29 protein-coding genes are annotated in these 25,510 nt (G+C 54.3%); 21 read left to right on the top strand and 8 right to left on the bottom strand.

The window, feature by feature from the left end:
- Positions 1–3: 3 nt before the first annotated feature.
- The 4 genes from thrC (at position 4) to MELB17_RS03600 (ending at position 3,802) form a co-directional block, all read left to right on the top strand.
- A complete protein-coding gene (gene thrC / locus MELB17_RS03615; protein WP_007348776.1) occupies positions 4–1,404 on the top strand; it encodes a threonine synthase in 1,401 nt (466 codons plus the stop codon).
- Positions 1,405–1,409: 5 nt separating this feature from the next.
- Complete coding sequence (recJ, locus tag MELB17_RS03610; protein WP_036183419.1) at positions 1,410–3,140, top strand: single-stranded-DNA-specific exonuclease RecJ; 1,731 nt, start codon at positions 1,410–1,412, stop codon at positions 3,138–3,140.
- 159 nt (positions 3,141–3,299) lie between these two features.
- Positions 3,300–3,551, top strand: coding sequence for a type II toxin-antitoxin system Phd/YefM family antitoxin (locus tag MELB17_RS03605; protein ID WP_007348774.1), 252 nt, complete (start codon positions 3,300–3,302; stop codon positions 3,549–3,551).
- Positions 3,548–3,802: a Txe/YoeB family addiction module toxin gene (locus MELB17_RS03600; protein ID WP_007348773.1), complete on the top strand. Its 255-nt coding sequence runs from the start codon at positions 3,548–3,550 to the stop codon at positions 3,800–3,802. The genes MELB17_RS03605 and MELB17_RS03600 overlap by 4 nt, the downstream gene beginning before the upstream one ends.
- A gap of 186 nt (positions 3,803–3,988) precedes the next feature.
- Here MELB17_RS03600 and MELB17_RS03595 read toward each other — a convergent pair whose 3' ends face one another.
- Both MELB17_RS03595 and MELB17_RS03590 read right to left on the bottom strand, forming a co-directional pair.
- The gene (locus tag MELB17_RS03595; RefSeq protein WP_007348772.1) at positions 3,989–4,321 is read right to left on the bottom strand and encodes a type II toxin-antitoxin system PemK/MazF family toxin; all 333 of its coding nucleotides are present in this window, start codon (positions 4,319–4,321) and stop codon (positions 3,989–3,991) included.
- Complete coding sequence (locus tag MELB17_RS03590) at positions 4,318–4,551, bottom strand: DUF2281 domain-containing protein (protein ID WP_007348771.1); 234 nt, start codon at positions 4,549–4,551, stop codon at positions 4,318–4,320. Before MELB17_RS03590 ends, MELB17_RS03595 begins: the two co-directional genes overlap by 4 nt.
- Positions 4,552–4,741: 190 nt before the next feature.
- Between MELB17_RS03590 and MELB17_RS03585 the strand changes: the two genes are divergently transcribed.
- The 5 genes from MELB17_RS03585 to MELB17_RS03570 all read left to right on the top strand — a co-directional run bounded on the left by MELB17_RS03585 (position 4,742) and on the right by MELB17_RS03570 (position 7,379).
- Entirely contained in the window at positions 4,742–5,065 is a 324-nt protein-coding gene (locus MELB17_RS03585; protein ID WP_007348770.1) for a type II toxin-antitoxin system RelE/ParE family toxin, read from the top strand.
- Complete coding sequence (locus tag MELB17_RS03580) at positions 5,062–5,352, top strand: helix-turn-helix domain-containing protein (RefSeq protein ID WP_007348769.1); 291 nt, start codon at positions 5,062–5,064, stop codon at positions 5,350–5,352. The genes MELB17_RS03585 and MELB17_RS03580 overlap by 4 nt, the downstream gene beginning before the upstream one ends.
- Before the next feature lie 186 nt (positions 5,353–5,538).
- The gene (locus MELB17_RS03575) at positions 5,539–5,763 is read left to right on the top strand and encodes an addiction module protein (RefSeq protein WP_007348768.1); all 225 of its coding nucleotides are present in this window, start codon (positions 5,539–5,541) and stop codon (positions 5,761–5,763) included.
- Positions 5,760–5,888: a hypothetical protein gene (locus MELB17_RS26050; protein ID WP_007348767.1), complete on the top strand. Its 129-nt coding sequence runs from the start codon at positions 5,760–5,762 to the stop codon at positions 5,886–5,888. Before MELB17_RS03575 ends, MELB17_RS26050 begins: the two co-directional genes overlap by 4 nt.
- An 81-nt stretch (positions 5,889–5,969) precedes the next feature.
- Positions 5,970–7,379 (top strand): plasmid pRiA4b ORF-3 family protein, encoded by a 1,410-nt coding sequence (locus tag MELB17_RS03570; protein ID WP_007348766.1) that lies wholly within the window; start codon positions 5,970–5,972, stop codon positions 7,377–7,379.
- Positions 7,380–7,604: 225 nt separating this feature from the next.
- Here the strand turns inward: MELB17_RS03570 and MELB17_RS03565 are convergent, their stop codons facing one another.
- Together MELB17_RS03565 and MELB17_RS03560 are read right to left on the bottom strand one after the other, a co-directional pair.
- Entirely contained in the window at positions 7,605–7,943 is a 339-nt protein-coding gene (locus MELB17_RS03565; protein WP_007348765.1) for a type II toxin-antitoxin system RelE/ParE family toxin, read from the bottom strand.
- Positions 7,944–7,948: 5 nt separating this feature from the next.
- Positions 7,949–8,230 (bottom strand): type II toxin-antitoxin system ParD family antitoxin, encoded by a 282-nt coding sequence (locus tag MELB17_RS03560; protein WP_007348764.1) that lies wholly within the window; start codon positions 8,228–8,230, stop codon positions 7,949–7,951.
- Between the two features lie 170 nt (positions 8,231–8,400).
- On the opposite strand from MELB17_RS03560, the gene MELB17_RS03555 reads away from it, so the two are divergent.
- Positions 8,401–8,724: a nucleotidyltransferase family protein gene (locus tag MELB17_RS03555; protein ID WP_007348763.1), complete on the top strand. Its 324-nt coding sequence runs from the start codon at positions 8,401–8,403 to the stop codon at positions 8,722–8,724.
- On the top strand, positions 8,714–9,055 hold the full coding sequence (locus tag MELB17_RS03550) for a DUF86 domain-containing protein (protein WP_007348762.1): 342 nt from the start codon (positions 8,714–8,716) through the stop codon (positions 9,053–9,055). The genes MELB17_RS03555 and MELB17_RS03550 overlap by 11 nt, the downstream gene beginning before the upstream one ends.
- Positions 9,056–9,251: 196 nt before the next feature.
- Here MELB17_RS03550 and MELB17_RS26285 read toward each other — a convergent pair whose 3' ends face one another.
- Positions 9,252–11,786, bottom strand: coding sequence for a flagellin (locus MELB17_RS26285; protein ID WP_007348761.1), 2,535 nt, complete (start codon positions 11,784–11,786; stop codon positions 9,252–9,254).
- Between the two features lie 395 nt (positions 11,787–12,181).
- On the opposite strand from MELB17_RS26285, the gene MELB17_RS26040 reads away from it, so the two are divergent.
- From MELB17_RS26040 to MELB17_RS03500, 8 genes are all read left to right on the top strand, one after another.
- Positions 12,182–14,494, top strand: coding sequence for a flagellin (locus MELB17_RS26040; protein WP_007348760.1), 2,313 nt, complete (start codon positions 12,182–12,184; stop codon positions 14,492–14,494).
- 69 nt (positions 14,495–14,563) lie between these two features.
- On the top strand, positions 14,564–15,040 hold the full coding sequence (locus MELB17_RS03530; RefSeq protein ID WP_007348759.1) for a flagellar protein FlaG: 477 nt from the start codon (positions 14,564–14,566) through the stop codon (positions 15,038–15,040).
- A gap of 291 nt (positions 15,041–15,331) precedes the next feature.
- Complete coding sequence (gene fliD, locus MELB17_RS03525) at positions 15,332–17,314, top strand: flagellar filament capping protein FliD (protein ID WP_007348758.1); 1,983 nt, start codon at positions 15,332–15,334, stop codon at positions 17,312–17,314.
- Positions 17,315–17,371: 57 nt separating this feature from the next.
- Complete coding sequence (gene fliS / locus MELB17_RS03520) at positions 17,372–17,770, top strand: flagellar export chaperone FliS (protein ID WP_007348757.1); 399 nt, start codon at positions 17,372–17,374, stop codon at positions 17,768–17,770.
- Between the two features lie 85 nt (positions 17,771–17,855).
- Complete coding sequence (locus MELB17_RS03515) at positions 17,856–19,067, top strand: argininosuccinate synthase (protein ID WP_007348756.1); 1,212 nt, start codon at positions 17,856–17,858, stop codon at positions 19,065–19,067.
- A 91-nt stretch (positions 19,068–19,158) separates the two neighbouring features.
- The gene (locus MELB17_RS03510) at positions 19,159–19,641 is read left to right on the top strand and encodes a YajQ family cyclic di-GMP-binding protein (protein ID WP_007348755.1); all 483 of its coding nucleotides are present in this window, start codon (positions 19,159–19,161) and stop codon (positions 19,639–19,641) included.
- A 74-nt stretch (positions 19,642–19,715) separates the two neighbouring features.
- Positions 19,716–21,062 (top strand): AmpG family muropeptide MFS transporter, encoded by a 1,347-nt coding sequence (locus tag MELB17_RS03505; RefSeq protein ID WP_007348754.1) that lies wholly within the window; start codon positions 19,716–19,718, stop codon positions 21,060–21,062.
- A gap of 4 nt (positions 21,063–21,066) precedes the next feature.
- Positions 21,067–21,432: an MGMT family protein gene (locus MELB17_RS03500; protein ID WP_007348753.1), complete on the top strand. Its 366-nt coding sequence runs from the start codon at positions 21,067–21,069 to the stop codon at positions 21,430–21,432.
- Here MELB17_RS03500 and MELB17_RS03495 read toward each other — a convergent pair whose 3' ends face one another.
- The 3 genes from MELB17_RS03495 to iscB form a co-directional block, all read right to left on the bottom strand.
- Positions 21,433–21,705: a helix-turn-helix transcriptional regulator gene (locus tag MELB17_RS03495; RefSeq protein WP_007348752.1), complete on the bottom strand. Its 273-nt coding sequence runs from the start codon at positions 21,703–21,705 to the stop codon at positions 21,433–21,435.
- Between the two features lie 137 nt (positions 21,706–21,842).
- Positions 21,843–22,604 (bottom strand): SDR family oxidoreductase, encoded by a 762-nt coding sequence (locus MELB17_RS03490; protein WP_007348751.1) that lies wholly within the window; start codon positions 22,602–22,604, stop codon positions 21,843–21,845.
- Between the two features lie 57 nt (positions 22,605–22,661).
- Entirely contained in the window at positions 22,662–24,005 is a 1,344-nt protein-coding gene (gene iscB / locus MELB17_RS03485; protein WP_083796338.1) for an RNA-guided endonuclease IscB, read from the bottom strand.
- Positions 24,006–24,448: 443 nt separating this feature from the next.
- Here iscB and MELB17_RS03480 point away from each other — a divergent pair, with 443 nt between their 5' ends.
- Positions 24,449–24,970 (top strand): FxsA family protein, encoded by a 522-nt coding sequence (locus tag MELB17_RS03480; protein ID WP_007348749.1) that lies wholly within the window; start codon positions 24,449–24,451, stop codon positions 24,968–24,970.
- Between the two features lie 201 nt (positions 24,971–25,171).
- Positions 25,172–25,459: a co-chaperone GroES gene (groES, locus tag MELB17_RS03475; RefSeq protein ID WP_007348748.1), complete on the top strand. Its 288-nt coding sequence runs from the start codon at positions 25,172–25,174 to the stop codon at positions 25,457–25,459.
- Positions 25,460–25,510: the final 51 nt, after the last annotated feature.

The following is a 25,510-nucleotide window of genomic DNA, read 5'->3' as shown; positions in this document are numbered from 1 at the left end:
CACGTGAAATACATCAGCACGCGGGGTGAAGCGCCCGCACTGGGTTTTGAAGACGTTCTGCTGACCGGCCTGGCGCCAGACGGCGGTTTGTACGTGCCCGAAAGCCTGCCCCAGTTCAATCTGGAAGAAATTCGCAGCTGGCGCGGCATAAGCTATAGCGAACTGGCGTTTAAGGTGATGTACCCGTTTGTGGAAGGCGCCATTCCCGCCGACGATTTCCGCACCATGCTGGACGACACCTACGGCGTGTTCGCTCACAAGGCCATCGCCCCGCTGGTACAGATCGACAGCAACGAATGGGTGTTGGAGCTGTTTCGCGGGCCGACCCTGGCGTTCAAAGACTTCGCACTGCAACTGCTGGGCCGCCTGCTGGATTACGTGCTGGAACGGCGTAAGCAGCACGTGGTGATTATGGGAGCTACCTCTGGCGATACCGGTTCGGCCGCTATCGAAGGCTGCCGCCGCTGTGAGCACGTGGATATTTTTATACTGCACCCCTACCAGCGCGTGTCTGAAGTACAGCGCCGGCAGATGACCACGGTGCAAGGCGACAATATTTACAACATTGCCGTGAAAGGCAATTTTGATGACTGCCAGCGCATGGTCAAAGCCAGCTTTGGCGACCAGTCATTCCTGGGTGGCAAAACTCAGCTGGCGGCGGTGAACTCCATCAACTGGGCCCGCATCATGGCCCAGATTGTGTATTATTTTCATGCCTCTCTGGCCCTGGGTGGGCCAGATCGCAGCATGGCGTTCTCGGTGCCCACCGGCAACTTTGGCGATATCTTCGCCGGTTACCTGGCGCGGAAAATGGGCCTGCCCATTTCCCAGCTGGTGATTGCCACCAACCGCAACGACATACTGCATCGCTTTATGAGCGGCAACAAATACGAACAGCACCATCTGGAGCATACCCTTTCGCCAAGTATGGACATTATGGTGTCCAGCAACTTCGAGCGCCTGCTGTTTGATCTGCACGGCCGTGATGGCCATGCCGTGAAAACGCTGTTGGAAGACGCCTCCAAAGGCCCGGTCAGCATCGACGACTTCCGTTGGAAGCAGGCCCGCAGTCTGTTTGACAGCAGTGCTGTAGACGACAAAGACACCTGCGACACCATCCGCGACGTGTTCCAGCAGAACGCATATCTGCTAGACCCGCACACCGCCATTGGCGTGCGCGCCGCCCGCAACTGCCGCCGCGATGCCAGCATACCGATGATTACCCTGGGCACCGCCCACCCGGCGAAATTCCCTGATGCCATAGCCGAATCCGGCGTGAGCGCCAGGCCCGAACTGCCGGCGCACCTGGCCGACCTGTTCGAGCGGGAAGAGAAATACACCGTGCTGGACAACAACATCGCTGACGTTCAGGCCTTTATTGCCAAACATTGGAAAAACACCTGAGCGGCATGACCCCCAAAAAAATCCTGCGTCGCCCCCAGCCAGCCAATGTGCCCGGCTGGGGGCAAGATTTACCGCCCATATTACGCCGCCTGTACGCCGCCCGCGGTGTTACCTCTGACGACCAACTCAGCTACACTCTGCGCCACCTTGCATCGCCGCTTCAGTTACGGGGCATAGACCGTGCCGTAGAATTGCTTGCCGAAGCCATCGAAAAACAGCAGCGGGTGCTGATACTCGGGGATTTTGACGCCGACGGCGCCACCAGCACCGCCGTCGCCCTATTGGGCCTGGGCATGCTGGGCTTAAAGCACGTGGATTTTAAAGTTCCAAGCCGGTTTTCGGACGGTTACGGGTTAACCCCCGGCATTATTTACCGCTTGCAAGAAGACGGCCCGCTGCCAGATTTGATAGTGACGGTGGATAACGGCATAGCCGCCGTGGAAGGCGTGCGCGCCGCCCGCGAACTGGGCATGCTGGTGGTCGTCACCGACCACCACCTGGCGGGCGACGAACTGCCCCAGGCCGACGCCATTGTGAATCCCAATCAGCCAGGTTGTGAGTTCATCAGCAAAAACGCCGCCGGCGTAGGCGTGATGTTCTACGTGCTAACCGCCCTGCGCAAACACCTGCGCGAACAGGGCCGGTTGCCAGACCCCGAACCCAACCTTGGCACCTTGCTGGACTTGGTGGCGCTGGGAACCGTGGCCGACGTAGTGCCGCTAGACCACAACAACCGCATATTTGTAGAACAGGGCTTGCGCCGCATACGTCAGGGCAAAACTCGCCCCGGTATACTGGCGCTGCTGGAAGTAGCGGGCCGCGACCACACGGCCATCAGCAGCACCGATTTAGGCTTCGTAGTAGGCCCGCGCCTGAACGCCGCCGGCCGCCTGGATGATATGAGCGTGGGCATCGCCTGCCTGCTGGCGTCAAGCCCAGACGAAGCCCGCCGTTTGGCGCAAGAGTTGGACACCTTCAACCGCGAACGCCGCACCATCGAAAAAGACATGAAAGTCCAGGCCCAGGATTTGCTGGCGTCTATGTCACTGGATTTGGAAGGCTTGCCCTGGGGCCTGGCGCTGTTCGACCCGGACTGGCACCAAGGCGTGATCGGCATACTGGCCGCCCGCATCCGTGAGCAAACCAATCGCCCCACGGTGGCTTTCGCGTCAGATGAAAACGGCGAAGACATAAAAGGCTCCGCCCGCTCCATTCCCGGCCTGCACATTCGTGATGCTCTGGCCGTCGTCGACGCCCGCCACCCCGGCCTGCTGAAAAAATACGGTGGCCACGCCATGGCCGCCGGCATGACTCTGGCCGCCGGCGACCTGGAGGCCTTTTCCAACGCCTTCGACAAAGCCGTGCGTGACAAACTAACAGCCGCAGACCTGGAAGCCGCCATCACCACCGACGGCCCCCTAAGCGCCAGCGAACTCAACCTGGACACCGCAGCCCTGTTAAAACGCGCCGGCCCCTGGGGCCAGCACTTCCCCGAACCGCTTTTTGACGGCGAATTCAGCGTAGTCAGCCAGCGCATCGTTGGCCAGAACCACCTGAAGCTGGTTCTGCAGCCTACCGAAGGTGGCAATATCATCGACGGCATCGCCTTCAATACCGGCTCCGAAGTGCCTGACTACACCCACACAGGTGTGAGGGTGGTGTACAAACCAGACGCCAATACCTTCCGCGGCAGAACCAACTTGCAACTGATGATCGATTACCTGGAACCGCGCTGAGAAGTAAGACCGGGGACGGATTTCAAATCCGTCCCCGATCCCGTCCCCGATCCGTTCAAACTCCCCGGTTTCTAAAATCGATCGCTATGCGCCTGATTGTCAATTTTTTTTGCGTACGATATCCTGTACAGTAACAACATCCTGTACAGGAGCAATATTATGGATGCAATCAGCTACACAGCGGCCAGAACCAATTTAGCGAAAACGATGGATCAGGTCTGTGAAGACCGCTCGCCAATCATTATCACCCGGAGCAAATCGCAATCCGTGGTAATGATTTCTCTTGAAGACTACGAAGCGCTGCAAGAGACCGCCTACCTTCTGCGTTCGCCAAAGAATGCCCGCCGCTTATTGGAATCCGTTGCCGAATTGGAGCAAGGCGGCGGGCAGGAAAAGGAACTTCTTGAATGAAACTCATCTTCTCCGAGAACGCCTGGGAAGATTATCTGTATTGGCAAAAAACCGACAAAAAGGTTCTCACCCGAATCAACAAGTTGATTAAAGAAACCAAACGCGAACCGTTCGAAGGCATTGGTAAACCAGAACCCCTAAAGCATAGTTTGGCTGGCTACTGGTCGCGTCGAATCAATGAAGAAGATCGCATGGTCTACAAAGTCACGGATGACGCTCTGCTTATCATTCAGCTCCGGTATCATTACTGATTTAGCGTGGGAGCCGGTGTGCCTGTCCCCGCTTTCTGCTCCGAGGGGACAGATTTGAAATCTGTCCCCAGTCCGTCCCGAGTCCGCCCAAACTCCGCTCGAGGGGACAGATTTGAAATCTGTCCCCAATCCGTCCCGAGTCCGCCCAAACTCCCCGGCTTGCCAGTTTATTCAAGCCCCAGTGATTCAGTCTGCAATACGATGTCGCAGACTGCTAAGCTGATTTTCAGGTATTTCGCCAAGCTTGCCGATAAGCAGGGAACCATCCAGAACCGCAATTCTTGATAGGCGAAATACGCTGGACGTCTTTAAGCCTGAGTTATTGAACTCTGGATCGGAGTCTGACAACACCCAATCCAAATCTGGATCGAGTTGACGTAACTGCGAAGAAATCATGCAGACGAGCCAGTCATCATGGCTATTATCCAATTTTCGCAAGAGCAAAACAGGTCGCTTTTTACTGCTTTCCAGATTCGTGAAAGGGAACGGCATTAAAACGACATCGCCTGCATTCTTCACCGCCAGTGCTCCTGGACATCTGTTTCTGAATAGAGCTCGGGCTCGTCTTCGATGCCACGCATAGCCTGCTCAACGCTCATCGACTGGAACTCATGGTCTGTCCAGCCAGCCAACGCCGTTTGCTTTTTTTCACCATAGCGATGTTCTAAGAAAGCGGCAAAATCCATCACTTCTTGTTGTCTAGCCGGCGACAAGCGGCTGACCACGTGAATAAGCTTTTCGAGTTGCATTTTAGAAGGGCCTTTTCCATCTATTTTGAATTAAGTTATCACACAACCAACGTTTTCCCTGAAGCGATTCGAACTCTGTGGTGATGGACCAAAGCGGGTAGCATTTTCGGACCATCAGCCACTGCTCCCCTCTGCTTGAAAGGGCTTTAGTTATCAATTATGATAACCTTTGCTAAGGAAGGGCAATAGTATGACTTGGGAAATTCAATTCTACGCGGGAGTGCAGGGCGGCATTCTTGCAATGCCACCGAAGATACAGGCGCGGATGATCAGGCTCCTGGAAATGATTGAAATGCACGGTGCCAATCTTGGGGAACCGCACACCAAATCAATAGGAGCTGGGCTCTTCGAGATACGCGCCAAGGCCAAGGAGGGTATTGGCCGAGGGATTTTCTGTCATATGGACAATGAGGCAGTAACCGTTTTGCATGCCTTTGTGAAGAAGGATCAGAAAATCCCGAAAAAAGAGTTGAAGCTAGCACTGGATAGATTGCGGGAGGTTAAACAATCATGAGCTTAAAAGCACTGAAACAGAAAGCGCTCCAGAACGAATTGGTTCGCACTGAATATGAAAAGCTGGCGGGTGAGTTTGATCTTATGAATCAATTAATCACCATGCGAACCAGCGCCGGCTTAACTCAAGAACAGTTGGCCAAGCGAATTGGGACTGCAAAAGGCAACATTTCAAGGCTCGAACGCGGTAAAGGAAACCCTAGTTGGGCGACACTGGAAAAGTATGCCAACGCCTGCGGCTATCAAGTGAAGCTGCAAGCTGTTTTGGACAAGCTCTTGTCTGCGTGATCGTCAGGTTACATGAGGCTGATACAAAGGGGACAGATTTCAAATCTGTCCCCGTTATGTCCCCGTTATATCCCCGTTTTCACCAGCCAGTGCTCCTGAATATCTTGTTCCGGTAAAAACCGAGGCATGGTAGCCGTTACCCATCCGTGTCAAAATTGACGGGTACATGAACGAGAGGTCTCACCCATGAATCTCCAAAGAATTGAAGATGAGGCACTCCACCTGCCGAAAGAGGAACGAGCTCAGCTGATCCAGCGATTGGTCTTGAGTCTGGAATCTCCGTCGGAGGAAGAGCTTAAATCTGACTGGTTGCTTGAGGCTCGCAGGAGAGCGGAAGAGCTCGATAATGGGTCGGTTCAAGCGGTACCCGGTGCCGATGTTATGACAAAGGCTCGGGCACTGATCAAATGAACTATTTTTTTCACCCGGCAGCGGAAGCCGAGTTTTTGGAATCAGTCGGTTATTACGAATCGAAGGTTCCAGGATTGGGTGGTGCTTTTATAGCGGAATTTGAGGCCCTGGCCGAATTTAGTTGATCACTACAGTTATACCGCGCTGAGGCAGGGGGACAGATTGCAAATCTGTCCCGGCTTTCTTTCCATCACTGTGGAGGTTTCATGACGAAAACAAGTAACAATCCCTACCAAATCAAAGTATCACTCATCGGCGCAAAGCCTCCCATCTGGCGCCGATTACTGATCGAACCAGACACAACCTTTCAAGACCTCCACCGCATCATCCAGATGGCCATGGGCTGGCAGGTTTCGCACCTGCATTTATTCCAGGCCCAAGATGGCAGGCTGTTAGGCGACCTGGCCGAAGACGAAGACAGCATGCTGAACGTTGAGGACGAATCCGCTGTAGCGGTATCGAGCCTGCTAATCAAAGAAGGGCAGGTGCTGAAGTACGAGTATGACTTTGGCGACAGTTGGGAGCATGAAGTAAAGCTGGAAAAAATCCTGCCGGGCAACCAAGAACAGCCGCTGCCCCGCTGTATAAAAGCCGTGGAGCAATGCCCACCAGAGGATGTAGGCGGGCTGCCTGGCTTCTATAATTTTCTCGAAGCCATGGAAGATGCTGCCCACCCAGAGCATGATACGGCGCGGGAATGGCGTGGCGGCGAGTGGTTTGACCCCGAGTATGTGAATCTGGATCAGATCAACGAAGACCTGCTTGAACGCCATGCCCTGTTTGCCGAATACGCGAATGACGAACTGCCGATGGCCGCCATCGATTTCTGCGGCCTTAGCCCTAACCAGATGCATGAATTATTGCAGAGCCCTTTTAACTGCCCCTCAGTATTCAAACCTCTTTTCAATGCAGAAGCCGTGAACCAGGTGCTCGATACCGCCCCGATAATCCGCATGGCCAAGGTTCTGGTGGCCGCGATGGAAGGAAAAGGCATTCGCCTGACCAGCAAAGGCAACCTGCCTTTGAAGCAAGTTCAAGCCATGATTCAGGCCGGCGGCGAAGAGATTGTTTTTCCCATGGCCAGGTTTCGTAAAGCACGTTCAGAGGAACACGTTCTGGCCGTCCACCTTACCCGCGTGTTGCTGGAACTTGCCGGTTTTACCAAAACCCAAAAAGGCCACCTGCTGCTGAAAAAAACAGCGCAAACCCGCTTGGCGAAAAAAGGCTGGCTGACACTTTATCGGGACATCTTCTCCACAGCGCTGTCACAGTTGAATTGGGCCTGGATAGATAACCGTGAAGGCATGGAAGGAGTTCAATACGTGGCCCCGTTCTGTTTCTGGTTGCTGTCAGAAAAAGGTAGCCAGTGGCAGCCGGTGCAAGAATACCTGACTGACATGCTTCGAGCCTTTCCGCAGTTGCCCCAAGGTGCCCAGCCTCTCGCTTACATAAGCGAGGAAAAGCAGGCCAACTGGGCGCTAGACGCCAGAATGCTGACCCTTTACCGAATACTCGGCCTTATAGAGCGAAACCCGGAGCAGGCCGAGTTCCAGGAAGCAGATAAACAAACGATGCGACGAACGGCGTTGTTTGAAATGCTGTTTGCGCGGGCATAAAAAAAGGGGACGGATTTGAAATCCGTCCCCGCTCTGATTGCCCAACTCTGCATATCCCCCGGGACGGATTTCAAATCCGTCCCCGGTCTGTCCGCTCTGACTCTTGTCTGTCCGCTATGATCGCCGAACTCCGCGTTTCGCTTACGGGACAGATTTCAAATCTGTCCCGGCTTTTCCGTCTCGGCTTTTCTGGTGTGCCTGTCCATGATCAATGACTTTGTGGGGTTATAGATGCTCACCAAAATCCATGGATTCGTGAAGTAACCGCAGAATCAAGATTTTTTGAGTTGTGGGGGCGGTAACTGCTGTGAAGAAAACAATATGCTTAGCCCTCTGTCCCTGTCTTTGAATACGCATGCTTTGAGCGCAAGCGATTAATTCAGGACGATTCCTTGCCAGAGGATGAAGTGGGCCATACTCAGATAATTCCTTGATGCAATTCGCGATTAATCGGCTGTAACGCTCGGCCTGATGCTGGCCAAAGTTTTCAGCGGTATGAAGAATAATATCGTCGAAATCAGAAGATGCTTTTTGCGAAAATTCCACCTTCCATAGTGGATGCATAAAAGTCAGTCCTTTTTAGTGAGTTCAGCGGCCCGACGATAGAGGTAATCGGTAATCTCCTCGCCAACGCCGAGGCTGACCGTGCGGCCTGCTTCGATATCTTGAAGACCTTCAGCCACGGCATCCCGTAAAGCTAGAAGCTTTTGCTGATATTGCAGTTCCTTTTCTTCAACCAAGCGAAGCCCTTCCCGAAGAACCTCACTGGCATTCTGATAGCGACCGACCTTGATAAGAGTGCCAAGCAGCTGCTCTTGGTGATTGGTTAGAACAATATTCCTTGTTGCCATGCGCAAGTCTCCAGTGTGTCCACTGGCATATAATGCCATTTGCTTGCCTGCTCGCCAAGCCTGCACTAATCGGTGTGATTTGAGCGGGGTGCGGGCGTGATTCCGAATTTATCTATTGTGTGTCAGATTGGGGTAAACTTCAGCTATTGAATCGGTAAAGCGAGAACACCATGCCTGACTTAGATATGCTGCAGGTGCTGCGTAGCAAGCAAGATGAAATTCGCCTGCTTTGCGAAAAGCACAGCGTCAGTGATTTGGCCATATTCGGGTCAGCAGCTACTGGGAAATTCACTGCTCACAGCGATTTGGATTTTCTCGTAGAGTTTGAATCATCACTTACAGCAACAAGAAGAGCCTCTGCTTTTTTCGGTCTCAAAGAAGATTTGGAATCCATGTTTTCTCTGCCAGTAGATTTGGTTACTGCGTCTTCATTAACCAATCCGTATTTCCGCAGCGCGGTAATGGAAGAAAGGCAGCCACTCTATGCAGCGTAAAGCTTTGAAGTATGTTTACGATATGAAAGCTGCTGCAGAAAAGATCCAACGATTCATTGCCGACAAGTCAGAAGCTGAATATCTTGCCAGCGAACTCTTGCAATCAGCCGTAGAACGACAGTTCGAAGTCATTGGTGAGGCAATGGGGACATTGCATAAAGCGGATCCGGGTGTGGCTGAGAGTATTGCCGATTACAAGAAGATGATCGCATTCCGTAATGTGTTGATTCACGGCTATGCGACTATCGACCCGCTGATTGTATGGGGTGTAATTGAGAGCAATCTTGAAAACCTGATCAAGCAGACGACTGCGATTCTTGATGACGTATGAGTTCTTTCAGAGGCACTACATGGAGAGTCAGGTTACTAAGCGCTGAAACAAGGGGGACAGATTTGAAATCTGTCCCCGCTCTGATCGCCCAACTCTGCGTACCCTTCGGGACAGATTTCAAATCTGTCCCTGCTCTTATCCCTCGGGACAGATTTCAAATCTGTCCCGGCTTTGCCCTTTCGTCTGCTTTGGGCGTTTAACCCTGCAGCAGCTGCAATACCTGCTGCGGCCGCGCATTAGCCTGGGCCAGAACCGACAGGCCTGCTGACTGAAGTACCTGGGTACGGGCCAGTTCCGCTGTTTCTGCTGCAAAATCCGCGTCGCGGATCCGGCTGTTAGCGGCTGAAAGGTTCTCGGTGGTGGTGCTCAGGTTGGCAATGGTGGACTCGAAGCGGTTCTGCAGCGCGCCCAGTTCCGCCCGGAAGCCGTTGATCTTGTCGAAGGCGTAATCGATCGCAACCAGGGTCTCTTCGGCGCCGAGACGGGTGTCGACTGCGAGATCGTTCACGGAGACGGTGTTGTTTGCGACCGTCGCATTCAGGACCTCGTTTATGCGGGGTGTTATGCCATCCACATCGAGAAGGCTGGGGCTTGTAATCGAGATATCGTAGCTTTCACCAAACTGAGAGGAAAAAATAATACTTTCATTGGCAGCGTTCAGGTTGGCGCGAATGCCGGTCTCTACAGTCAATGAGTTGATTTTCGCGACGATATCATTGAGTGACCGTGCTTCAATCTGAAACGCTGTGCCATTAACGTCGACGTCAAACTTGACGCTGTCGCCGTTTTCAAAGCTTTCGGCGAGCGTCGGCCCTGTGGCGGCACCGATGGGAGTTGTGCTAGCGACAGAGACGTTTGCTGTGCCGCCGTCAGCGGCGGTGAAGTCAGAGATTGAATAGGCCGCGCCCGTGGAACTGTTGGTCAGATCGATCTGGGTGGCGGTGCTACCATTAACCGACGTACTCAGGTTAGCATCTAGCCCTGCAGTGGTCAGCCCATTATTGATGGCAGTATTAAGCATGGCGAGGGTGTTACCGGTGCCGGCCGCCAGGGTGAAGCTAACCGTGGTATCGGTTGTACCGTCGTTAACCACAAATGAGCCTGTGACCCCCGAGTCCAGATCGATGGTGCTGCCGAAATCAGCCAAGGCAGCGGTGTCAGGCGTGGGCGCGCTAGCAACGGCAGCGGTAGGGTCAGTGCCAGAGATTGAGTTGACAGAACTATCAGTAATGTCGGTGGCAGCAATCGTGTAGGTGTTGCCCCCAGAAGTCGCACCGGTTTGAAGATCAATGGCACCGCTGTTTGCAACAACGCCGAGGTCGGAAAATTGAGCACTCAGTGCCGTGTTAAGACCAGAGGTTAGGGTAGTAAGACTATCTCCAGCGGTCGTTGTATAGCTAAAGGCTTGGGGGGCGCTGCCGCTGCCGTCATCGACAGTGAAGGAGATCGTTGTGGCAGTAGACAGGTCAAGGGTGTCCAAACCTTGAAGGCCGGTAGCTGCGAACAGTTCGGAGTTTACACCAGAAGGTGCAATGGCTTGGTTAGCGCCAGTGATTGAGTTGGGATTATTATCGGTAATACCGCTGCCAGCAATAGCGAAGGTGTCAGCCTGCGAGCTGTTTTGAAGATCAATGGCGCTGCCGTTTACAGCAACGCTGAGGTCGGTATAGCCGTCAGTAGTCAGTTTCCCGTTAATGCCACTGACCAGGGCTGTAAGATCGTTGGCTCCACTTGCAGGCAATGTATAGGTAAAGGCGTTGCCATCGACACTGAAGGAGACCGTTGCCCCCGTCTCCAGATCAAGGTTGCCCAAGTTGCTAGCTGTAAACAGCTCGATGTTTGAAGGGTTCGCTGTGGCTGCATTCAGACTGGGGGTGAGCCCGGCAACGTTCACCTGAGTGCCTGTGCTGTCGTTAATGGCGACGTTTGTTGTTACTTCATCGCCGGTGGCGTTGGAAAACACCAGGGAGTTGCCGTCCGCGGAAAGAGCCGCAGAAAAGCCAACGGTAGTAATCGCTGCATCGACTGCTGATGCAAAAGCATCGGCATCCGCATAGGTTGATGTGCCCAAGCCGAGGTCGGCGCCGCCATTGAGAGAGATGTTCGCCGTTACACCTGCACCTGCGGTGAAGTCTAGGGCGGAGATGTCGAGGGACAATTCTCCCGCTGGCCCTGTGCCCAGCGGTTGGGTAAGCAGGTTGGCTGTTCGAGAAATAACCCCCCCGATCTGGCTACCGCGGGCATCCAGTCCGCTGACACCAATGGTCTCGCCAGCGTTGGCTCCAACCTGGAACGTTTGTTCGCCAAAAGTGCCATTGAGTACTTTGAGGCCGTTAAACGAGGTCTGTGACGCAATGCGGTTAATCTCCGCAATTCGCTGTTGCACTTCCTGGTTCAGGGCCTGACGGTCCGACGTACTGTTAGTTGCGTTCGATGACTGGACTGACAACTCACGGATACGCTGCAGGTTGTTGGTTACTTCGTCCAGAGCACCTTCGGCCGTCTGCGCCAGGGAAATACCATCGTTGGCATTGCGCTGTGCCATGTTCAGGCCGGTAATCTGAGCCTGAAAGCGGGTAGAGATGGCGAGTCCCGCCGCGTCATCCTTGGCTGAGTTGATGCGCAGGCCGGAAGACAACCGCTCCAGGGCAACGTTGCTGTCGCTCTGGGAAGCGTTCAAATTGCGCTGTGCGTTCAGCGATGCGATGTTGGTATTAATGACCTGAGGCATTGTATGTCTCCCTGCTCTTGTGAAGGGCCGGAACAGGGTGAAACAAATAACAGAACCCCTGGCCAGCAAAATTCAAGTGATTGCCGTTTGTTCTGAATCAATGCGAAAGCCATGCCAGAATGGAATTACGGCTACCAGAGAACTGTTTTGAAAAGGAAAGTGATAAAATCGGGAGCTGCTACATTGATGGTTGCGGCGATTTTTTGGCAAGGCGGTCGGCAGTGCCTTGCCGCTTTTTTGAGCAAGTTACATTCTTTTACAAAGTTTTTAGAAATCCGCCTAAAGGAACCGAGGGATGCGCCGTTAAGTGAAATAGCAGGGCGGCGCTCCAAACTAAAAGAGAACGCCAGACCTCTTTCATGCAATAACGACTATACAGTCGAAGGAGATTCACCATGGCTCTCGGAATCAACACCAACATCGCATCACTCAACGCCCAGAATCAATTGGGCAAATCCCAGGCTCAGAATGATCAGGCCCTGCAGCGCCTTTCTTCCGGCCTGCGTATCAACTCAGCCAAGGATGACGCGGCTGGCCTGGCGATCTCTACCCGGTTCAGCTCGCAAATCACCGGTTTGAACGTTGCTGTGCGTAACGCCAATGACGCAATCTCTTTGTCGCAGACAGCGGAAGGCGCGCTGAACGAGGTGACCAACAACCTGCAGCGTATCCGTGAACTGGCTGTTCAGTCTGCCAACTCCACCAACAGTAGCTCCGACCGCGAAGCACTGAACCAGGAAGTCCAGCAGCGCATTGAAGAAGTAAACCGCATTGCGGGGCAAACGGCTTTCAACGGCTTGAAAGTACTCGACGGCAGCTTCGGTGACGCCGTGTTCCAGGTGGGCGCCAACGTGGGTGAAACCATTGGTCTCGATCTGAACACCAGCGTGCGGACCGACTCTGTCGGCAGTATCGCCCAGGCGACCTCGGAGGATCTGAGCACAGTGATTGCCAAAGGCACTGCCGCGGTAACGGGCTCGGCGGCAACTTTTGCCTTTGACGCGACAAACTTGGGTGGCGACTACTCGACAGTCGCGGCCGTGTCAGGTTCGGATACGATTGATTTTTCTACAGGTACGATTGATGCCGGCACAACAGGGTCAGATACGATTGATTTTTCTTCGTCTACTATTGCTGCTGGCGACACAGCCGTAGTCAATGGGGTAACGTTTACCTTTGCCGATGCAACAACCGCTAGTACGGTGGATTCTGCCACGGCAGTGACAGTCAATGTTGATTTCAACGGTGCCGGAGGAACCCTGCAGCAGGACGCAGCTAACGAATTAACTGCTGCGTTTGCTCTTGCGGTAACCGATGCTGGTAGCGACGGAACCGGTGCAGCCCTGGATGGTTTAAGTGCTACAAACGGTAGTGGTGCATCCTTGACTCTCACCATCGCTGATGATACGCAAGGCCTGGCAGCAACGGTAGGACGTACGGTTGCAGCGACTACCTCTACCGGTACCGCTGCGGTAACTCAAAATGTTACCGGTACTGACGGAACAGACGAAGTGGTTGTGAACGGCGTAACGTTTACCTTTGCCGATTCGACTGATGCGAGCACGGTTGATAGTGCCACTGCAGTGACGGTTAATGTTGACTTTGCTGGCGGTGCAACCCAAGACGACGCAACTGCCGCATTCGCTACTGCGTTTGGTGCAGCGGTCACCGACTCGGGTAGCGCTGGTACCGGTACGGCTCTGGATGGTTTAAGTGCTACAAGTTCTACAACGACCGCCACTATCGCGGATACAGCGGTAGGCACGGCATCAGATGCAAGCCGTACGGTTACAGCGAATGACGCTACCGTAGTGGCAGATGTCACCACCGGTTCTGCCGAAGACACGTCCGCTAACAGGACCTTCACAATAACCGACCCCGATGGCGCCAACACGCTGTCAGTAACACTCGATGGTAATATCGGCGGCGCTTCAGATGTTGTCACCGCAATCACGAGCGCAGCCGGTTATAGTGCAGGAAACTTCGCAGCCACGGTTGATGGCACCAATGTTCTTCTAACTGACGGGGCTAACCTTACTGGTAGTTTCGCAATCGGTGGAACTAACGAGACATTGATCACTGATGAAAACGTGGCGGCCAGCACTGCAGCCGGTGTTACTGACGTAGCCCAGGTAACCGCAAGCTCCGTTACCCTAGCCGCCAACGACCTCACCTTCCAGTTCGGCGATGGCGATGCCTTAGCTGTTAAAGCCGGCACCTACAGCACGGCTCAATCCTTCGTGGATGCGGTGAATACAACGCTGGCTGGCAACGCAAACGCCGTTTTGGGTGACGATAACGTACTCACCATCACCTCCGGTGATGCCTTCACTGTAGCAACCGCGGGTACTGATGCCGGTACCGTCTTTACCGCCGGCGAAAATGCCGTAGCAGGCAGCCTCGATGACGCCGACGTGCTCACCGTGGCAGGCGCCAACGAGACTTTACAGCGTGTCGATGCGGCGCTGAACTCAATCAGTGACCTGCGCAGCACCTTTGGTGCCATCCAGAACCGCTTTGAGTCCACCATTGCCAACCTGAGCACGTCAGTGGAAAACCTGTCATCGGCCAACAGCCGTATCGTAGACGCAGACTTCGCTTCGGAAACGGCGGCGCTGGCCAAGTCTCAGGTACTGCAGCAGGCTGGTATCTCGGTTCTAGCCCAGGCTAACGCCCGTCCGCAGCAGGTTTTGTCGCTCCTGCAGTAAGGGGTTAGCGGTAACAACCGGAGCCTTCGGGCTCCGGTTTTACGCCGTTTGAGTACAGTGAGGTAAGCTATGAATGACGTTACCCTGAACAGTACGGATCTGAAACTGGCTCGCTTTGGCGAGGCGGTTCCGGCTCGGGCACTGTCGTCATCTTCCGCTGAAGGTAATCGTGCTACAGGCTCTGTTGCTAATAGCGCTGTGGCTACCCAGAATGCCGCTGCGATCGTGAATAATGCGACTGCCGCGGGCAAGGTGGCGAAGCCCCAAGCTTTGAGTTTAGCTGACCAGGCCGCTCAGGCCAGGGAAGTGAAGGAATCGCAGAAAGAGAAACTGTCCAGTGCGGTATCGCAACTGAACAGCTATGTTCAGCATGTGCAGCGGGATTTGCAGTTCGAGGTGGATAGCGAATTGGGCCAAGTCATCGTGAAAGTGGTGGATCAGAAAACCCAGCAGGTAATTCGCCAGATGCCTGACGAACTGGCGCTAAGGTTGGCAGAGAACTTGCAGCAGGATGAACCGCTGACGTTTTTTAACATCAAGGTATAAAAGTGTAAAGAGTTGCCGCTTTTGATTTGATGTTGGCAATGGTTGTTCAGCACCGCCGCACCTTTAAGGGGCCGGCGGTGTTCTGGTTTTAGGTAGGGGACGGGAAGGGGACGGACTTAAGTCCGTCCCCGGTCTCGCGGTAAAAAACGGGGACAGACCTATAAAAAACGGGGACAGACCTAAGGTCTGTCCCCTGGATACGGAATATATTTTACGCAAGAGGCAAAGTTTTGCCGCTTGCGGCCGTTACATAAAGTATGAAGTGATTGGCCCCTTCAAGGAGGCATGGGTATGGCAAATATTTCATCACTGGGAATTGGCTCTGGCGTGTTAACGTCAGACTTGGTAGATCAGTTGGTTAAGGCAGAGCGCGCGCCCGCTGACAACCGGTTTACCCGGAAAACCGAGCAGTCTGAGGCGATGCTGTCTGCCTATGGCCAGCTGCGCAGTGCCATTACCGAACTGCGCCTGCCCATGCGCCAGCTAAGCTCCGCTGACAATCTGAAGGCTTTTTCCGCCACCTCATCCAATGAAGACATCGGTGTGTCGGTGAACAGCGCCAAAGCCAGTCGCGGCAGCTACAGCCTGGATGTCACCAGCTTGGCCACCGCTCAGGCATTGGCATCACAAGACGTGTTCGCCGATCGCGACACCACCTCAGTGGGCGAAGGCAAGCTGACCATCGCTGTGGGCGACAAAACCGCCAACATCACTATCGACAGCAGCAACAATTCTTTGCAAGGTCTTGCCAACGCTATTAACGATGCGGGTGTGGGTGTGTCCGCCGGCGTCATTGATACGGGTAATGGCTTTCAGTTGGTGCTGTCGGCAGACGAAACCGGTACGGCTAACGCGGTGAGTATTACAGCCACCGAAAGCGATGGCACCAATACCGATGACACTGGCTTGTCCCGATTTGCCTTTAACGCCGATATGGCCGCAAACGCTGGATTTAGCCAAACCATTGCCGCTACCGATGCGGTAATGAAAATCAACGGTATTGAAGTGACGCGCTCTACCAACAACTTTGAAAATGTGATTGATGGTCTGTCGTTTGACATTAAGGACATTGGCACTTCCACCGTCAAAGTCAGCCAGGACGTGGGTGCGGTTACCGATCGTGTTCAGGGTTTTGTTGAAAAGTTCAACGCATTGCAGGTCACCATCGATAGCCTGGCGGGTTTTAATGCCGAAGCGGGCGTAGGCAGCCTGTTGACTGGCGACAGCACCGTGCGTGCTTTGCAGAGCCAACTACGGCAAGTGCTGACCGGCGTCGTGCCCGGGCTGGAAAACGCCAACGTGCGCAGCTTGGCCGACGTGGGCATAAAGACCGATCCGAATACCGGCGCTTTGGAGTTTGATCGCAGTATTTTTGAAACCCAGCTCAAGAACAATCCGGACGATGTAACCGCGCTGTTTGCCGAGCAAGGCAGAACGACCGATGGCCAGGTGGAGTTTGTGCGCAGTGGATTGAGCACTCAGCCGGGCCGGTACGATATCAATGTTACCCAAGCGGCTACCCGGGGCCAGCTGACTGCGGGCTCTGCATTGGCATCGTCAGTTGATGTGACGGACACAAACGATGAGTTCGCACTAACGGTCAATGGCGAAACTACGGTAAACCTGAAGCTTACTCAGGGCACGGGTGTTACGGCTCAGGCGCTGGTAGACGACATTCAGGCCCAGTTAAACAGCAACGCAGCCCTGAGCGCCTCTGGCGAATCGGTACAGGTGTCGCTGGACAGTGACAACAAGCTTGTATTCACATCCGGTAAATACGGCTCTGAATCCAACGTTAGTATTAGCTCGCAAGAAGATGCTGATGCTTTTGGCCTGACTGGCGCTAGCGGAACGGCTGGCCAGAATGTGGCCGGCACCATTGGCGGTAAGGTGGCAGAGGGTGATGGACAGGTTCTGTTCCTGGGTAGCGGTTCCGGTCCGGCATCCGGCTTGCAGATCCGCATTCTGGGTGACCAGACCGGTGGCCGTGGCTCTATAAATTTTGTGCAGGGCTTAGGTAAAAACACTGTCGACTTGGTGAATAGCTTTGTAGGTGCTGAGGGCAGATTGGAATCCCGCACCAGCAGCCTGAACCGCGAACTGGAACAAGTTAAAGAAAACCAGATAAAGCTGGATATACGCATCGAATCTTACCGCGAGCGCTTGGTGAAGCAGTTCAGCGCTGCCGATTCGCTGATTTCCCAGCTCAACAGCACCCGCGATTTCGTAACCCAGCAGCTTGAAGCGCTGGCACCCCAGAATTTCAACAAGTAGTCATTCCGGCTAACGCTTTGATAAGTCCGGCGCAGCCGGCGAGAAACGAGGTTACCCATGAAAGGTTTAAAAGCATACCAGCAGATAAACACCCAAACCAGCATCACCGATGCCGACCCGCACCGGCTGATTCAGCTGCTTTACAACGGTGCGCTGGAGCGCATCAATATGGCCAAGGCCCGCATGCAGGCCAAGGATTTTGAAGGCAAGGGCAAGCTGATTAGCAAAGCCATAGAGATTATTGGCGGGCTGCGCAGCTTTCTGGACTTTGAAAAAGGCGGCGAGCTGTCAGCAAGGTTGGAAGGCTTGTACGACTACATGGAACGCACCCTGTTCGAAGCCAACGCCAAAAATGACGTTGCCAAGCTGGACGAGGTGGCCAAACTGCTACACGCGGTGAAAGACGGTTGGGACGGCATTCGTGGGGAAGCGGTGGCCACAGCCCAAGCTGTATAAGGCCTAATAGCCAAGGCCACCTTGCTGCCGTACACTGTGTCGCTTAATTTCGATACATCCATAGTATTGTGTGTGGAGCAAGGGCATGTCTGATATTAACAAAGTAGTACTGGCCTATTCCGGTGGCCTGGATACCTCGGTTATCGTTCGGTGGCTGCAAGACACCTACGGTTGTGAAGTGGTTACCTTTACGGCTGACATCGGCCAGGGCGAAGAAGTAGAACCGGCGCGGGTCAAAGCCAAGGCGCTGGGCGTAAAAGAAATCTACATTGAAGATCTGCGCGAAGAGTTCGTGCGCGACTACGTATTCCCCATGTTCCGCGCTAACACCGTTTATGAAGGCGAGTACCTGCTGGGCACGTCCATTGCCCGCCCGCTGATTGCCAAGCGCCTGATTGAAATCGCCAACTCCACCGGTGCCGATGCCATTTCCCACGGCGCAACCGGTAAAGGTAATGACCAGGTTCGTTTCGAGCTCGGCGCTTATGCTCTGAAGCCCGGCGTGAAAGTGATCGCCCCTTGGCGTGAGTGGGATCTGAATTCCCGCGAAAAACTGTTGGCCTACTGCGCCGAACGCGACATTCCGGTCGACATGAAAAAAGGCAAATCGCCTTATTCTATGGACGCCAACCTGCTGCATATTTCCTACGAAGGCATGAACCTGGAAGACCCCTGGTGCGAAGCCGAAGACGACATGTGGCGTTGGAGCGTATCGCCGGAAGAAGCCCCGAATACCGCGACCTACATTGAAGTCACCTACGCCAAAGGCGACATTGTTGCCGTAGACGGCAAGGCGATGAAAGCCCACGAGGTGCTGGAGCACCTGAACAAGGTTGGCGGCGACAACGGCATTGGCCGCCTGGACATCGTAGAGAACCGTTATGTGGGCATGAAGTCCCGCGGCTGTTACGAAACCCCGGGTGGCACGATTATGCTGCGCGCTCACCGCGCCATTGAGTCCCTGACTCTGGACCGCGAAGTAGCGCACCTGAAAGACAGCTTGATGCCGCGCTATGCCGAGGTAATCTACAACGGTTACTGGTGGTCGCCAGAGCGCGAAGCCCTGCAGGCGCTGATTGACCAGACCCAAGCCTATGTCAACGGCACCGTGCGCCTGAAATTGTACAAGGGCAACGTAGACGTAGTCGGCCGTAAGTCAGACGACTCCCTGTTTGACGAGAAGATTGCCACCTTTGAAGAAGACGAAGGCGCTTACAATCAGAAAGACGCCGAAGGCTTCATCAAGCTGAACGCCCTGCGCCTGCGCATTGCGGCCAGCAAGGGCCGTAAGCTTTAAGTCTGAGTTCTTCTGTTCAGGCTTCACAATGCGCCCGCCATCACGTTTGCGGGCGTTTCATTTCCCGTAACAACACCAGAACAGGTTCCCCATGCCTTCTTTTGATATTGTTTCTGAAATCGACATGCACGAAGTGACCAACGCGGTTGACCAAACCAAGCGCGATCTTGGCAATCGTTGGGACTTCAAAAATGTAGACGCTGATGTAGAGCTGGACGACAAGGGCATTACCATCAGCGCCCCGCAAGAATTCCAGCTGGAGCAGTTGTTGGACATGCTGCGTATGGCCTTCGCCAAGCGCAACATTGACGGCCGCGCGCTGTCTGAAAACGGTGACAGCAAAGCCGGCAAGTTGGTGAAGCAGCACTTGGAGCTGAAGCAAGGCCTTGAAACCGATATGGCCAAAAAGATCGTGAAACTGATCAAAGACCAAAAGATGAAGGTTCAGTCCAGCATTCAGGGCGACAAGGTGCGGGTAACCGGCAAGAAGCGTGATGACCTGCAAGAAGCCATGGCCATGCTGCGCGAAGCCGAGCTGGACGTGCCCCTGCAATTTAACAACTTCCGCGATTAAGGCGGCTTATCATTTCTGTTGAACCCCGGAGGGCCGCCTGGAGGGAAACCCTGCGACTTTATTCCCGCTGGCAGGTGGTTGCCCTGTTGTTTTTGGGGTTCTCGGCTGGCCTGCCATTTCTGCTGGTTTTTTCTACGCTGAACGCCCGACTAGCAGATGTGGGCGTGGAAACCGCCACCATCGGCTTTTTCAGCTGGCTGGGCATTACTTATTCCATAAAAGTGATCTGGGCGCCGGTGGTCGACCGCCTGAAATTGCCCATTTTGGATAAGTTGCTGGGTAAGCGCCGCAGCTGGATGTTGCTGGCCCAGGTAGGCATAGCCGCTGGCCTGTATCTGATGGCCCACACCGATGCCACTAGCGCACCTGAACTGATGGCTCTATGTGGCCTGCTGGTGGCTTTCTCGTCGGCCACTCAAGACGTGGCCATAGACGCCTATCGTATTGAAATCGCCGAACAACGCCTGCAAGCCGCGCTGGCTGCCACCTATATTTTCGGCTACCGGCTGGCTTTATTGGTAGCCGGTGCCGGCGCCCTGTATCTGGCGGAATTCTGGTCCTGGCAGGTGTCTTACGAGGTGATGGCTGCGCTGGTGGGCGTGGGCATGGCGACGGTTCTGATCGTGCGTGAGCCGACCGTAAATCACTTTAAGGCGGCGCAGGATATTGCCGAAAAAATTCAGCTGCAGGCCGTACACCATGCCCATCTTCCGCCACGCATGGCGAGGTTCGCAAGCTGGTTTTACGTGGCGATTGCCGGGCCGTTTGTGGATTTCTTCCAACGTTATCGCGAACTGGCGGTGGCCATACTTCTGCTGGTGGCGGTATACCGCATTTCCGACATCGCCATGGGCGTGATGGCCAATCCGTTTTATTTGACCTTTATGGGCTTTAGTAAAACCGAGGTCGCCGACGTTACAAAGATCTTTGGATTTTTCATGACCATAGGCGGCTCGCTGCTGGGTGGCCTGCTGGTAATACGTTACGGCGTGCGGCGTATATTGCTACTGGGCGCGATTATGACGGCGCTGACCAACCTGCTGTTTGTGGTGCTGGCTCAATATCCACCGAATCTTGCGACTCTTGCCGTTGTGGTCAGCGCCGATAACTTAAGCGGCGGCATCGCCAACGTGGCGCTGATTGCCTGGTTGTCCAGCATGACCAGCGCTTCATTCACGGCCACCCAATACGCGCTGTTCAGTTCGTTGATGACCCTGCCGGGCAAATTCTTGGGTGGCTTCTCCGGCATGGTGGTGGCCAGCTACGGCTACGCGGAGTTCTTCCTGGTGGCGGGATTGCTGGGCGTGCCGGCCATCGTGCTGACTATGATAATGATGCGCCACGGCGAACGCCTGGATGCGCTGGCGCCGGACAACTCGGGCAGCGAGGATGCGCCTGCGAGCGAGACAGGAAGGGAATAGTGCTATGAAGGATGGTGCTGTAAACACCAGTGCTATGGACAGTAAGACGATAAAGCCTGATAGCGTTGTGGAGCCCAACAAGGACCAGAAAATCTGGTTGGTGGTGCTGGCAATACCGCTGGGCAAGGTAGCAAGTTATGGCCAGGTTGCTGCCATGGCAGGCCTGGGTCGCCAGGCCCGTTACATCGGCCGTGCTTTGGGCAAGCTTCCACAAGGCCACAGCGTGCCCTGGTATCGCGTCATCCGCAGTAGCGGCCAGATTGCCTTTGCGCCAGGTTCAGAGACCTATCAGAAACAAGTCAGCCGCTTACAGGAAGAAGGCGTTGACGTGGTTAGCGGGCGGGTTTCGATGTCGCGATTTGGTTGGTAATCAGAGTTTGCCATGCACGCGAATATTCAGTTCATTTTCATCGCGCAGTTCCTCAAACGTCGGGAACGGCGATTTGTCTCGAATAACCAGCTCTTTTCCCAGGTAATCGAGTATCTTCATGACTTTGCGGATGCCGGTATCGCCTGATCGGTTATTTTCAAGAGCATTGATGGTGGCGCGGGAAATATCGAGATGGTTTGCCAGCGTTTGCTGGGATACGCCGTTTTGCTGGCGCAGTGCTGAGAGGGTTTGACATAAGGTTTGATAATCCACGATGCACCTCGGTTGGCTAATATACTTTACATTTAAGCTTTGATTGCACTTTTTGTAAAGTATTTTAGCCATTCGAGGCGATCATTTCAGCTAATCGACTATTTAACTACTCCGTTAGCCAGAATTCAGCGAACACACTACAGCCGCATAGCGCCGTCGACTTCAATCACGCGGCCGCTGACGTAATCGTTCTCAAGAATGAACGCTACGGTCTGGGCAATTTCGTAAGGCTGGCCCATACGCTTGGCCGGGATGCCTGCGCACAATTTTTCCAGAGCTTCCTGCTTCATAGACGCGGTCATATCGGTTTCGATAAAGCCCGGTGCAATGGCCATACTGCGGATGTTGTAACGGGCCAGTTCCTTCGCCCATACGGTGGCCAGTGCGGCTACGCCGGCTTTCGCGGCGGAGTAGTTGCTTTGGCCCATGTTGCCGGCGCGGGCAATGGATGAGATGTTGATGATCGCGCCCCGGCTGCCGGTCTTGATCATCTGGGTAGCGGCTTCACGGCCACACAGGAATACGCCGGTCAGGTTGACGTCGATAACGGCCTGCCAGCTTGCGAGCTCCATGCGCTTAACGATTTCGCCGTCTTTTGCTTTAACCATCAGGCCATCGCGCAGAATGCCGGCGTTATTGACCAGTCCGTTAAGCTGGCCAAAATCTTCAGCGATTTGCGCGAAGGTTTTCTCAACGTCTTCTTCCTTAGCTACGTTGCAAATGTAGGCTTTTGCTTCAACCCCGGCTTCCTTGCAGGCGGCAACGGCTTCTTCCAGCTTTTCCGGCATCAGGTCAATCAGCGCCAGACGGGCGCCTTTGGACGCCAGAAATTCAGCCATGGCGCGCCCCAAACCCTGGCCACCGCCGGTAATTGCAACTACGGAATCTTGAAGTATCATCGATTTTGCGCGGGAAACCCCGTCCTTTTGGGTCGGGGAGGGAGTGCGCGTCGTGCGTTAGCACGACAGACTTTCCTGTTTCCCTTCTCCTTTTTGTGGTGTGGGTTGTAGGTGATAGCCGTAGCCATCCGCTTTTTGCATGAGCCGGCAGTGCCGGTGATGAATGCCTTGAACGGCTCCGTCCGAGGTTTGAATGTTGAAGCTGCCGGTTTTTCGGATGGCGACCCGGCCTAGCCAGGTGCCTTCCTTTTTGCCGGTTGGGACAATCGCTCGAACCATATCGCCGGTCTGGAATCCGTGAACTGATTTCTCTCGCATGAGGTAACCGCGAGGGAAGCCGTGTTTTGTTAAGCGTGTGCGTTTGTAACTGCCGCGCCCGGTGGCTTTTATCCGTAGCGTGGTTTTTTGCCAGTCAAACACTTGTTCGACAACGCCGACACAAGCTGCGTCAAGGGCGTGGGTTTTGGGGATACCGAGTCTTTGACGGTTGAACTTGGTTTGTCCTCCGGTGCCGACGTTCACGGGAAGCTCTGTGTTTTTCAGCGACTGGAACAGCGCCCAGCGGGTTGAGTTCACCGCCGCGGCGTCCCTCAAGGGGCGCTTGCACTGAATCAGCACGTTGTCCATTCGGTTTTGCTTGTCTTTCAGGCGACTGGAAGTTTGGAAGAACTCGGCCAGAGTTTGCGAGCCTTTCTCCTGATTGCAGTCGTGACAGGCGATGGTCAGATTGCTGATTCGGTTAGAGCCGCCGTTGGATTTTGGGACAAGGTGTTCGATCTCTAAGGGCGTATCGATGGCCGTGCAATAAGCGCATTCGCGGCCCCATTTTTCCAGCAAATACTCCCGAACCTCGTAGCCCAACAAAGTGCCTTGTTGGTATTCGACACCGCTTATCTCGGGATTCTCCATCTGTTGCAGGTCAAACCGCACCAGTTCTTGGCTGATCGACTTGACCGGCACCAAGGCACGAAGACGTTTGACGATGCTGGCGGTGGTATCCACTCGATGCTGCAGGCTGGGCGCCAGCCAACCTTTTGGCTTTGTCCGGTTGTTGAATCTTGGTGCACGGTAGCGCAGTTGACCACGGCGCCGACTCCGAAATCCCCGGCGCTGGTCCAATGCTTTGCTGATCTGACGGCCACGGTGAATCAGCTCGATTAAGCACACTACATGCTCCCCTTGGGCGCTGACTCTGGACACCGCTAAGCCGGTTTCTTTGCTGCCAGGGTCGATTTTGATCACGACTTTCTGAACAGTACCGCCAGTGCGGTCTTTCAAGCGAATGCTGAACGGATACACTCGCACCACCACCGCTCGTTTGCGGGTCAGCAGGAGCCGGGCTCGTTTTTCCGAGCACGGCATCAGTGGGTTCTTTTGTCTGTCGAGTACAAAAACAGCCATATCGTTTTCCAATAATCACCCTTACGGGTCTGGTGACGGAGGCCGAAACCTCTCTCCCTTCGGGAATGTCTACCACCGGCTCCCGCTTGCGCGGCAACTGAGACCTTCGGCGCTTTGCCTTTCGCCAGCGTGATCCCTGTTTTCCAGTGTCCGGTGCTGAGGTAGCACACCGGAGTGGGTCTTAACGACCTGTGGTAAACGTAGCGGGTTGGTGTCCGCTTTCCCTGGTCAACTTGGCGTGTAGGGTGTTCTCTACAAGCCCCGTCGTTCACGGCGGGGTAGTTGACAATTTGCCCTAAAATAGTCAGTGAACATTACTATTGCGGATACTGTGTGCCCGCTGAGCAGTTATAGGTATTTTGTGCGCTAGTATAACAGGTCGCTATATGCGCGTTGCTATTATATGTACGTTGCTATCGAAATTACGCTTGAAGGAGAGTTCGGTGCCATTTTTTCTGTTGCTATTTATTGCTGTGCCCGTTGCAGAACTGGTTGTCCTGATAAAGGTAGGCACCATGATAGGTGCTTTGCAGACTGTGGCATTGGTATTTCTGACGGCGATTCTGGGCGCCTGGCTGCTTAAGCAGCAGGGCCTGGCCACGCTGCTAAGAGCCCGCCAGCGCATGAATTCAGGCGAACTGCCCGCCCAGGAAGTGGCTGAGGGGCTGATTCTGGCGGCCGGTGGCGCGATGCTGTTAACACCGGGGTTCATTACGGACTTCTTCGGTTTTATGTGTTTGCTGCCGTTCACCCGCCAGTGGCTGGTGGGGCAAGCCATAAAGCGGCTGACGGTTGTTGGTTCTTCAAGTGGTTTCTCGTTTAATGGCCAGCCCGGTCAGTTTGGTGGTGGGCAGGGTCCGTTCGGGCGCCAAAAACCGTTCGACCGCGACGCCAACGGCGACATCATTGAAGGCGAATACCACGACGAAACTGAAACCCACCACGATCGCATTGATAAAAAGTAAAATTTTTTTCGGGCGGGCGTTGAAAACCCCTACGCATTACCCCAAATACCTTTCACAAGTTCACCGCAGGCAGGCAGCCGCTGATACGTTAGCAGGCGAGCAGGTCGGGTAATCCCGGCGGGGCAGTGCACAAGCGGGTTCGCCCTCTTTTCTAGCAACTGTTCTTGCCACATTTAATCTGACTATTGGAGCATTCGAGCAATGAAAATTCGTCCGCTACACGACCGCGTTGTCGTGCGCCGTAAAGAAGAAGAAGAGAAAACCGCAGGCGGCATCGTGCTGCCCGGTAATGCTAAAGAAAAGCCGTCCCAGGGCGAAGTCATCGCTGTGGGCAATGGCCGCGTTCAAGACAACGGCGAAGTTCGTCCTCTGGCCGTTAAGGCTGGTGACACCGTGGTATTCGGCCAGTATGCCGGTAACACCGTGAAAATCGACGGCGAAGACCTGCTTATCATGAGCGAAAGCGACATTTACGGCGTGCTTGAGTGATCTGAAAGCTCTGGCATATTGCGCACATTCTCATTAACCCGGTGATTTCAT

Source organism: Marinobacter sp. ELB17, from assembly GCF_000169375.1.
In the GTDB taxonomy this organism is placed as follows: domain Bacteria; phylum Pseudomonadota; class Gammaproteobacteria; order Pseudomonadales; family Oleiphilaceae; genus Marinobacter.
This window is presented reverse-complemented; position numbering and strand designations above follow the sequence as displayed.

Bases quoted from the DNA above. Each gene is read 5' to 3' on its own strand.
- recJ (WP_036183419.1), top strand. From the start codon at position 1,410: ATGACCCCCAAAAAAATCCTGCGTCGCCCCCAGCCAGCCAATGTGCCC.
- MELB17_RS03515 (WP_007348756.1), top strand. From the start codon at position 17,856: ATGTCTGATATTAACAAAGTAGTACTGGCCTATTCCGGTGGCCTGGAT.
- MELB17_RS03600 (WP_007348773.1), top strand. From the start codon at position 3,548: ATGAAACTCATCTTCTCCGAGAACGCCTGGGAAGATTATCTGTATTGG.
- MELB17_RS03585 (WP_007348770.1), top strand. From the start codon at position 4,742: ATGACTTGGGAAATTCAATTCTACGCGGGAGTGCAGGGCGGCATTCTT.
- MELB17_RS03565 (WP_007348765.1), bottom strand. From the start codon at position 7,943: ATGCATCCACTATGGAAGGTGGAATTTTCGCAAAAAGCATCTTCTGAT.
- fliS (WP_007348757.1), top strand. From the start codon at position 17,372: ATGAAAGGTTTAAAAGCATACCAGCAGATAAACACCCAAACCAGCATC.
- iscB (WP_083796338.1), bottom strand. From the start codon at position 24,005: ATGGCTGTTTTTGTACTCGACAGACAAAAGAACCCACTGATGCCGTGC.
- MELB17_RS26050 (WP_007348767.1), top strand. From the start codon at position 5,760: ATGAACTATTTTTTTCACCCGGCAGCGGAAGCCGAGTTTTTGGAATCA.
- MELB17_RS03490 (WP_007348751.1), bottom strand. From the start codon at position 22,604: ATGATACTTCAAGATTCCGTAGTTGCAATTACCGGCGGTGGCCAGGGT.
- fliD (WP_007348758.1), top strand. From the start codon at position 15,332: ATGGCAAATATTTCATCACTGGGAATTGGCTCTGGCGTGTTAACGTCA.
- MELB17_RS03605 (WP_007348774.1), top strand. From the start codon at position 3,300: ATGGATGCAATCAGCTACACAGCGGCCAGAACCAATTTAGCGAAAACG.
- MELB17_RS03570 (WP_007348766.1), top strand. From the start codon at position 5,970: ATGACGAAAACAAGTAACAATCCCTACCAAATCAAAGTATCACTCATC.
- MELB17_RS03555 (WP_007348763.1), top strand. From the start codon at position 8,401: ATGCCTGACTTAGATATGCTGCAGGTGCTGCGTAGCAAGCAAGATGAA.
- MELB17_RS26285 (WP_007348761.1), bottom strand. From the start codon at position 11,786: ATGCCTCAGGTCATTAATACCAACATCGCATCGCTGAACGCACAGCGC.
- MELB17_RS03560 (WP_007348764.1), bottom strand. From the start codon at position 8,230: ATGGCAACAAGGAATATTGTTCTAACCAATCACCAAGAGCAGCTGCTT.
- MELB17_RS03575 (WP_007348768.1), top strand. From the start codon at position 5,539: ATGAATCTCCAAAGAATTGAAGATGAGGCACTCCACCTGCCGAAAGAG.
- groES (WP_007348748.1), top strand. From the start codon at position 25,172: ATGAAAATTCGTCCGCTACACGACCGCGTTGTCGTGCGCCGTAAAGAA.
- MELB17_RS03530 (WP_007348759.1), top strand. From the start codon at position 14,564: ATGAATGACGTTACCCTGAACAGTACGGATCTGAAACTGGCTCGCTTT.
- MELB17_RS03550 (WP_007348762.1), top strand. From the start codon at position 8,714: ATGCAGCGTAAAGCTTTGAAGTATGTTTACGATATGAAAGCTGCTGCA.
- MELB17_RS03500 (WP_007348753.1), top strand. From the start codon at position 21,067: ATGAAGGATGGTGCTGTAAACACCAGTGCTATGGACAGTAAGACGATA.
- MELB17_RS03510 (WP_007348755.1), top strand. From the start codon at position 19,159: ATGCCTTCTTTTGATATTGTTTCTGAAATCGACATGCACGAAGTGACC.
- MELB17_RS03590 (WP_007348771.1), bottom strand. From the start codon at position 4,551: ATGCAACTCGAAAAGCTTATTCACGTGGTCAGCCGCTTGTCGCCGGCT.
- MELB17_RS26040 (WP_007348760.1), top strand. From the start codon at position 12,182: ATGGCTCTCGGAATCAACACCAACATCGCATCACTCAACGCCCAGAAT.
- MELB17_RS03580 (WP_007348769.1), top strand. From the start codon at position 5,062: ATGAGCTTAAAAGCACTGAAACAGAAAGCGCTCCAGAACGAATTGGTT.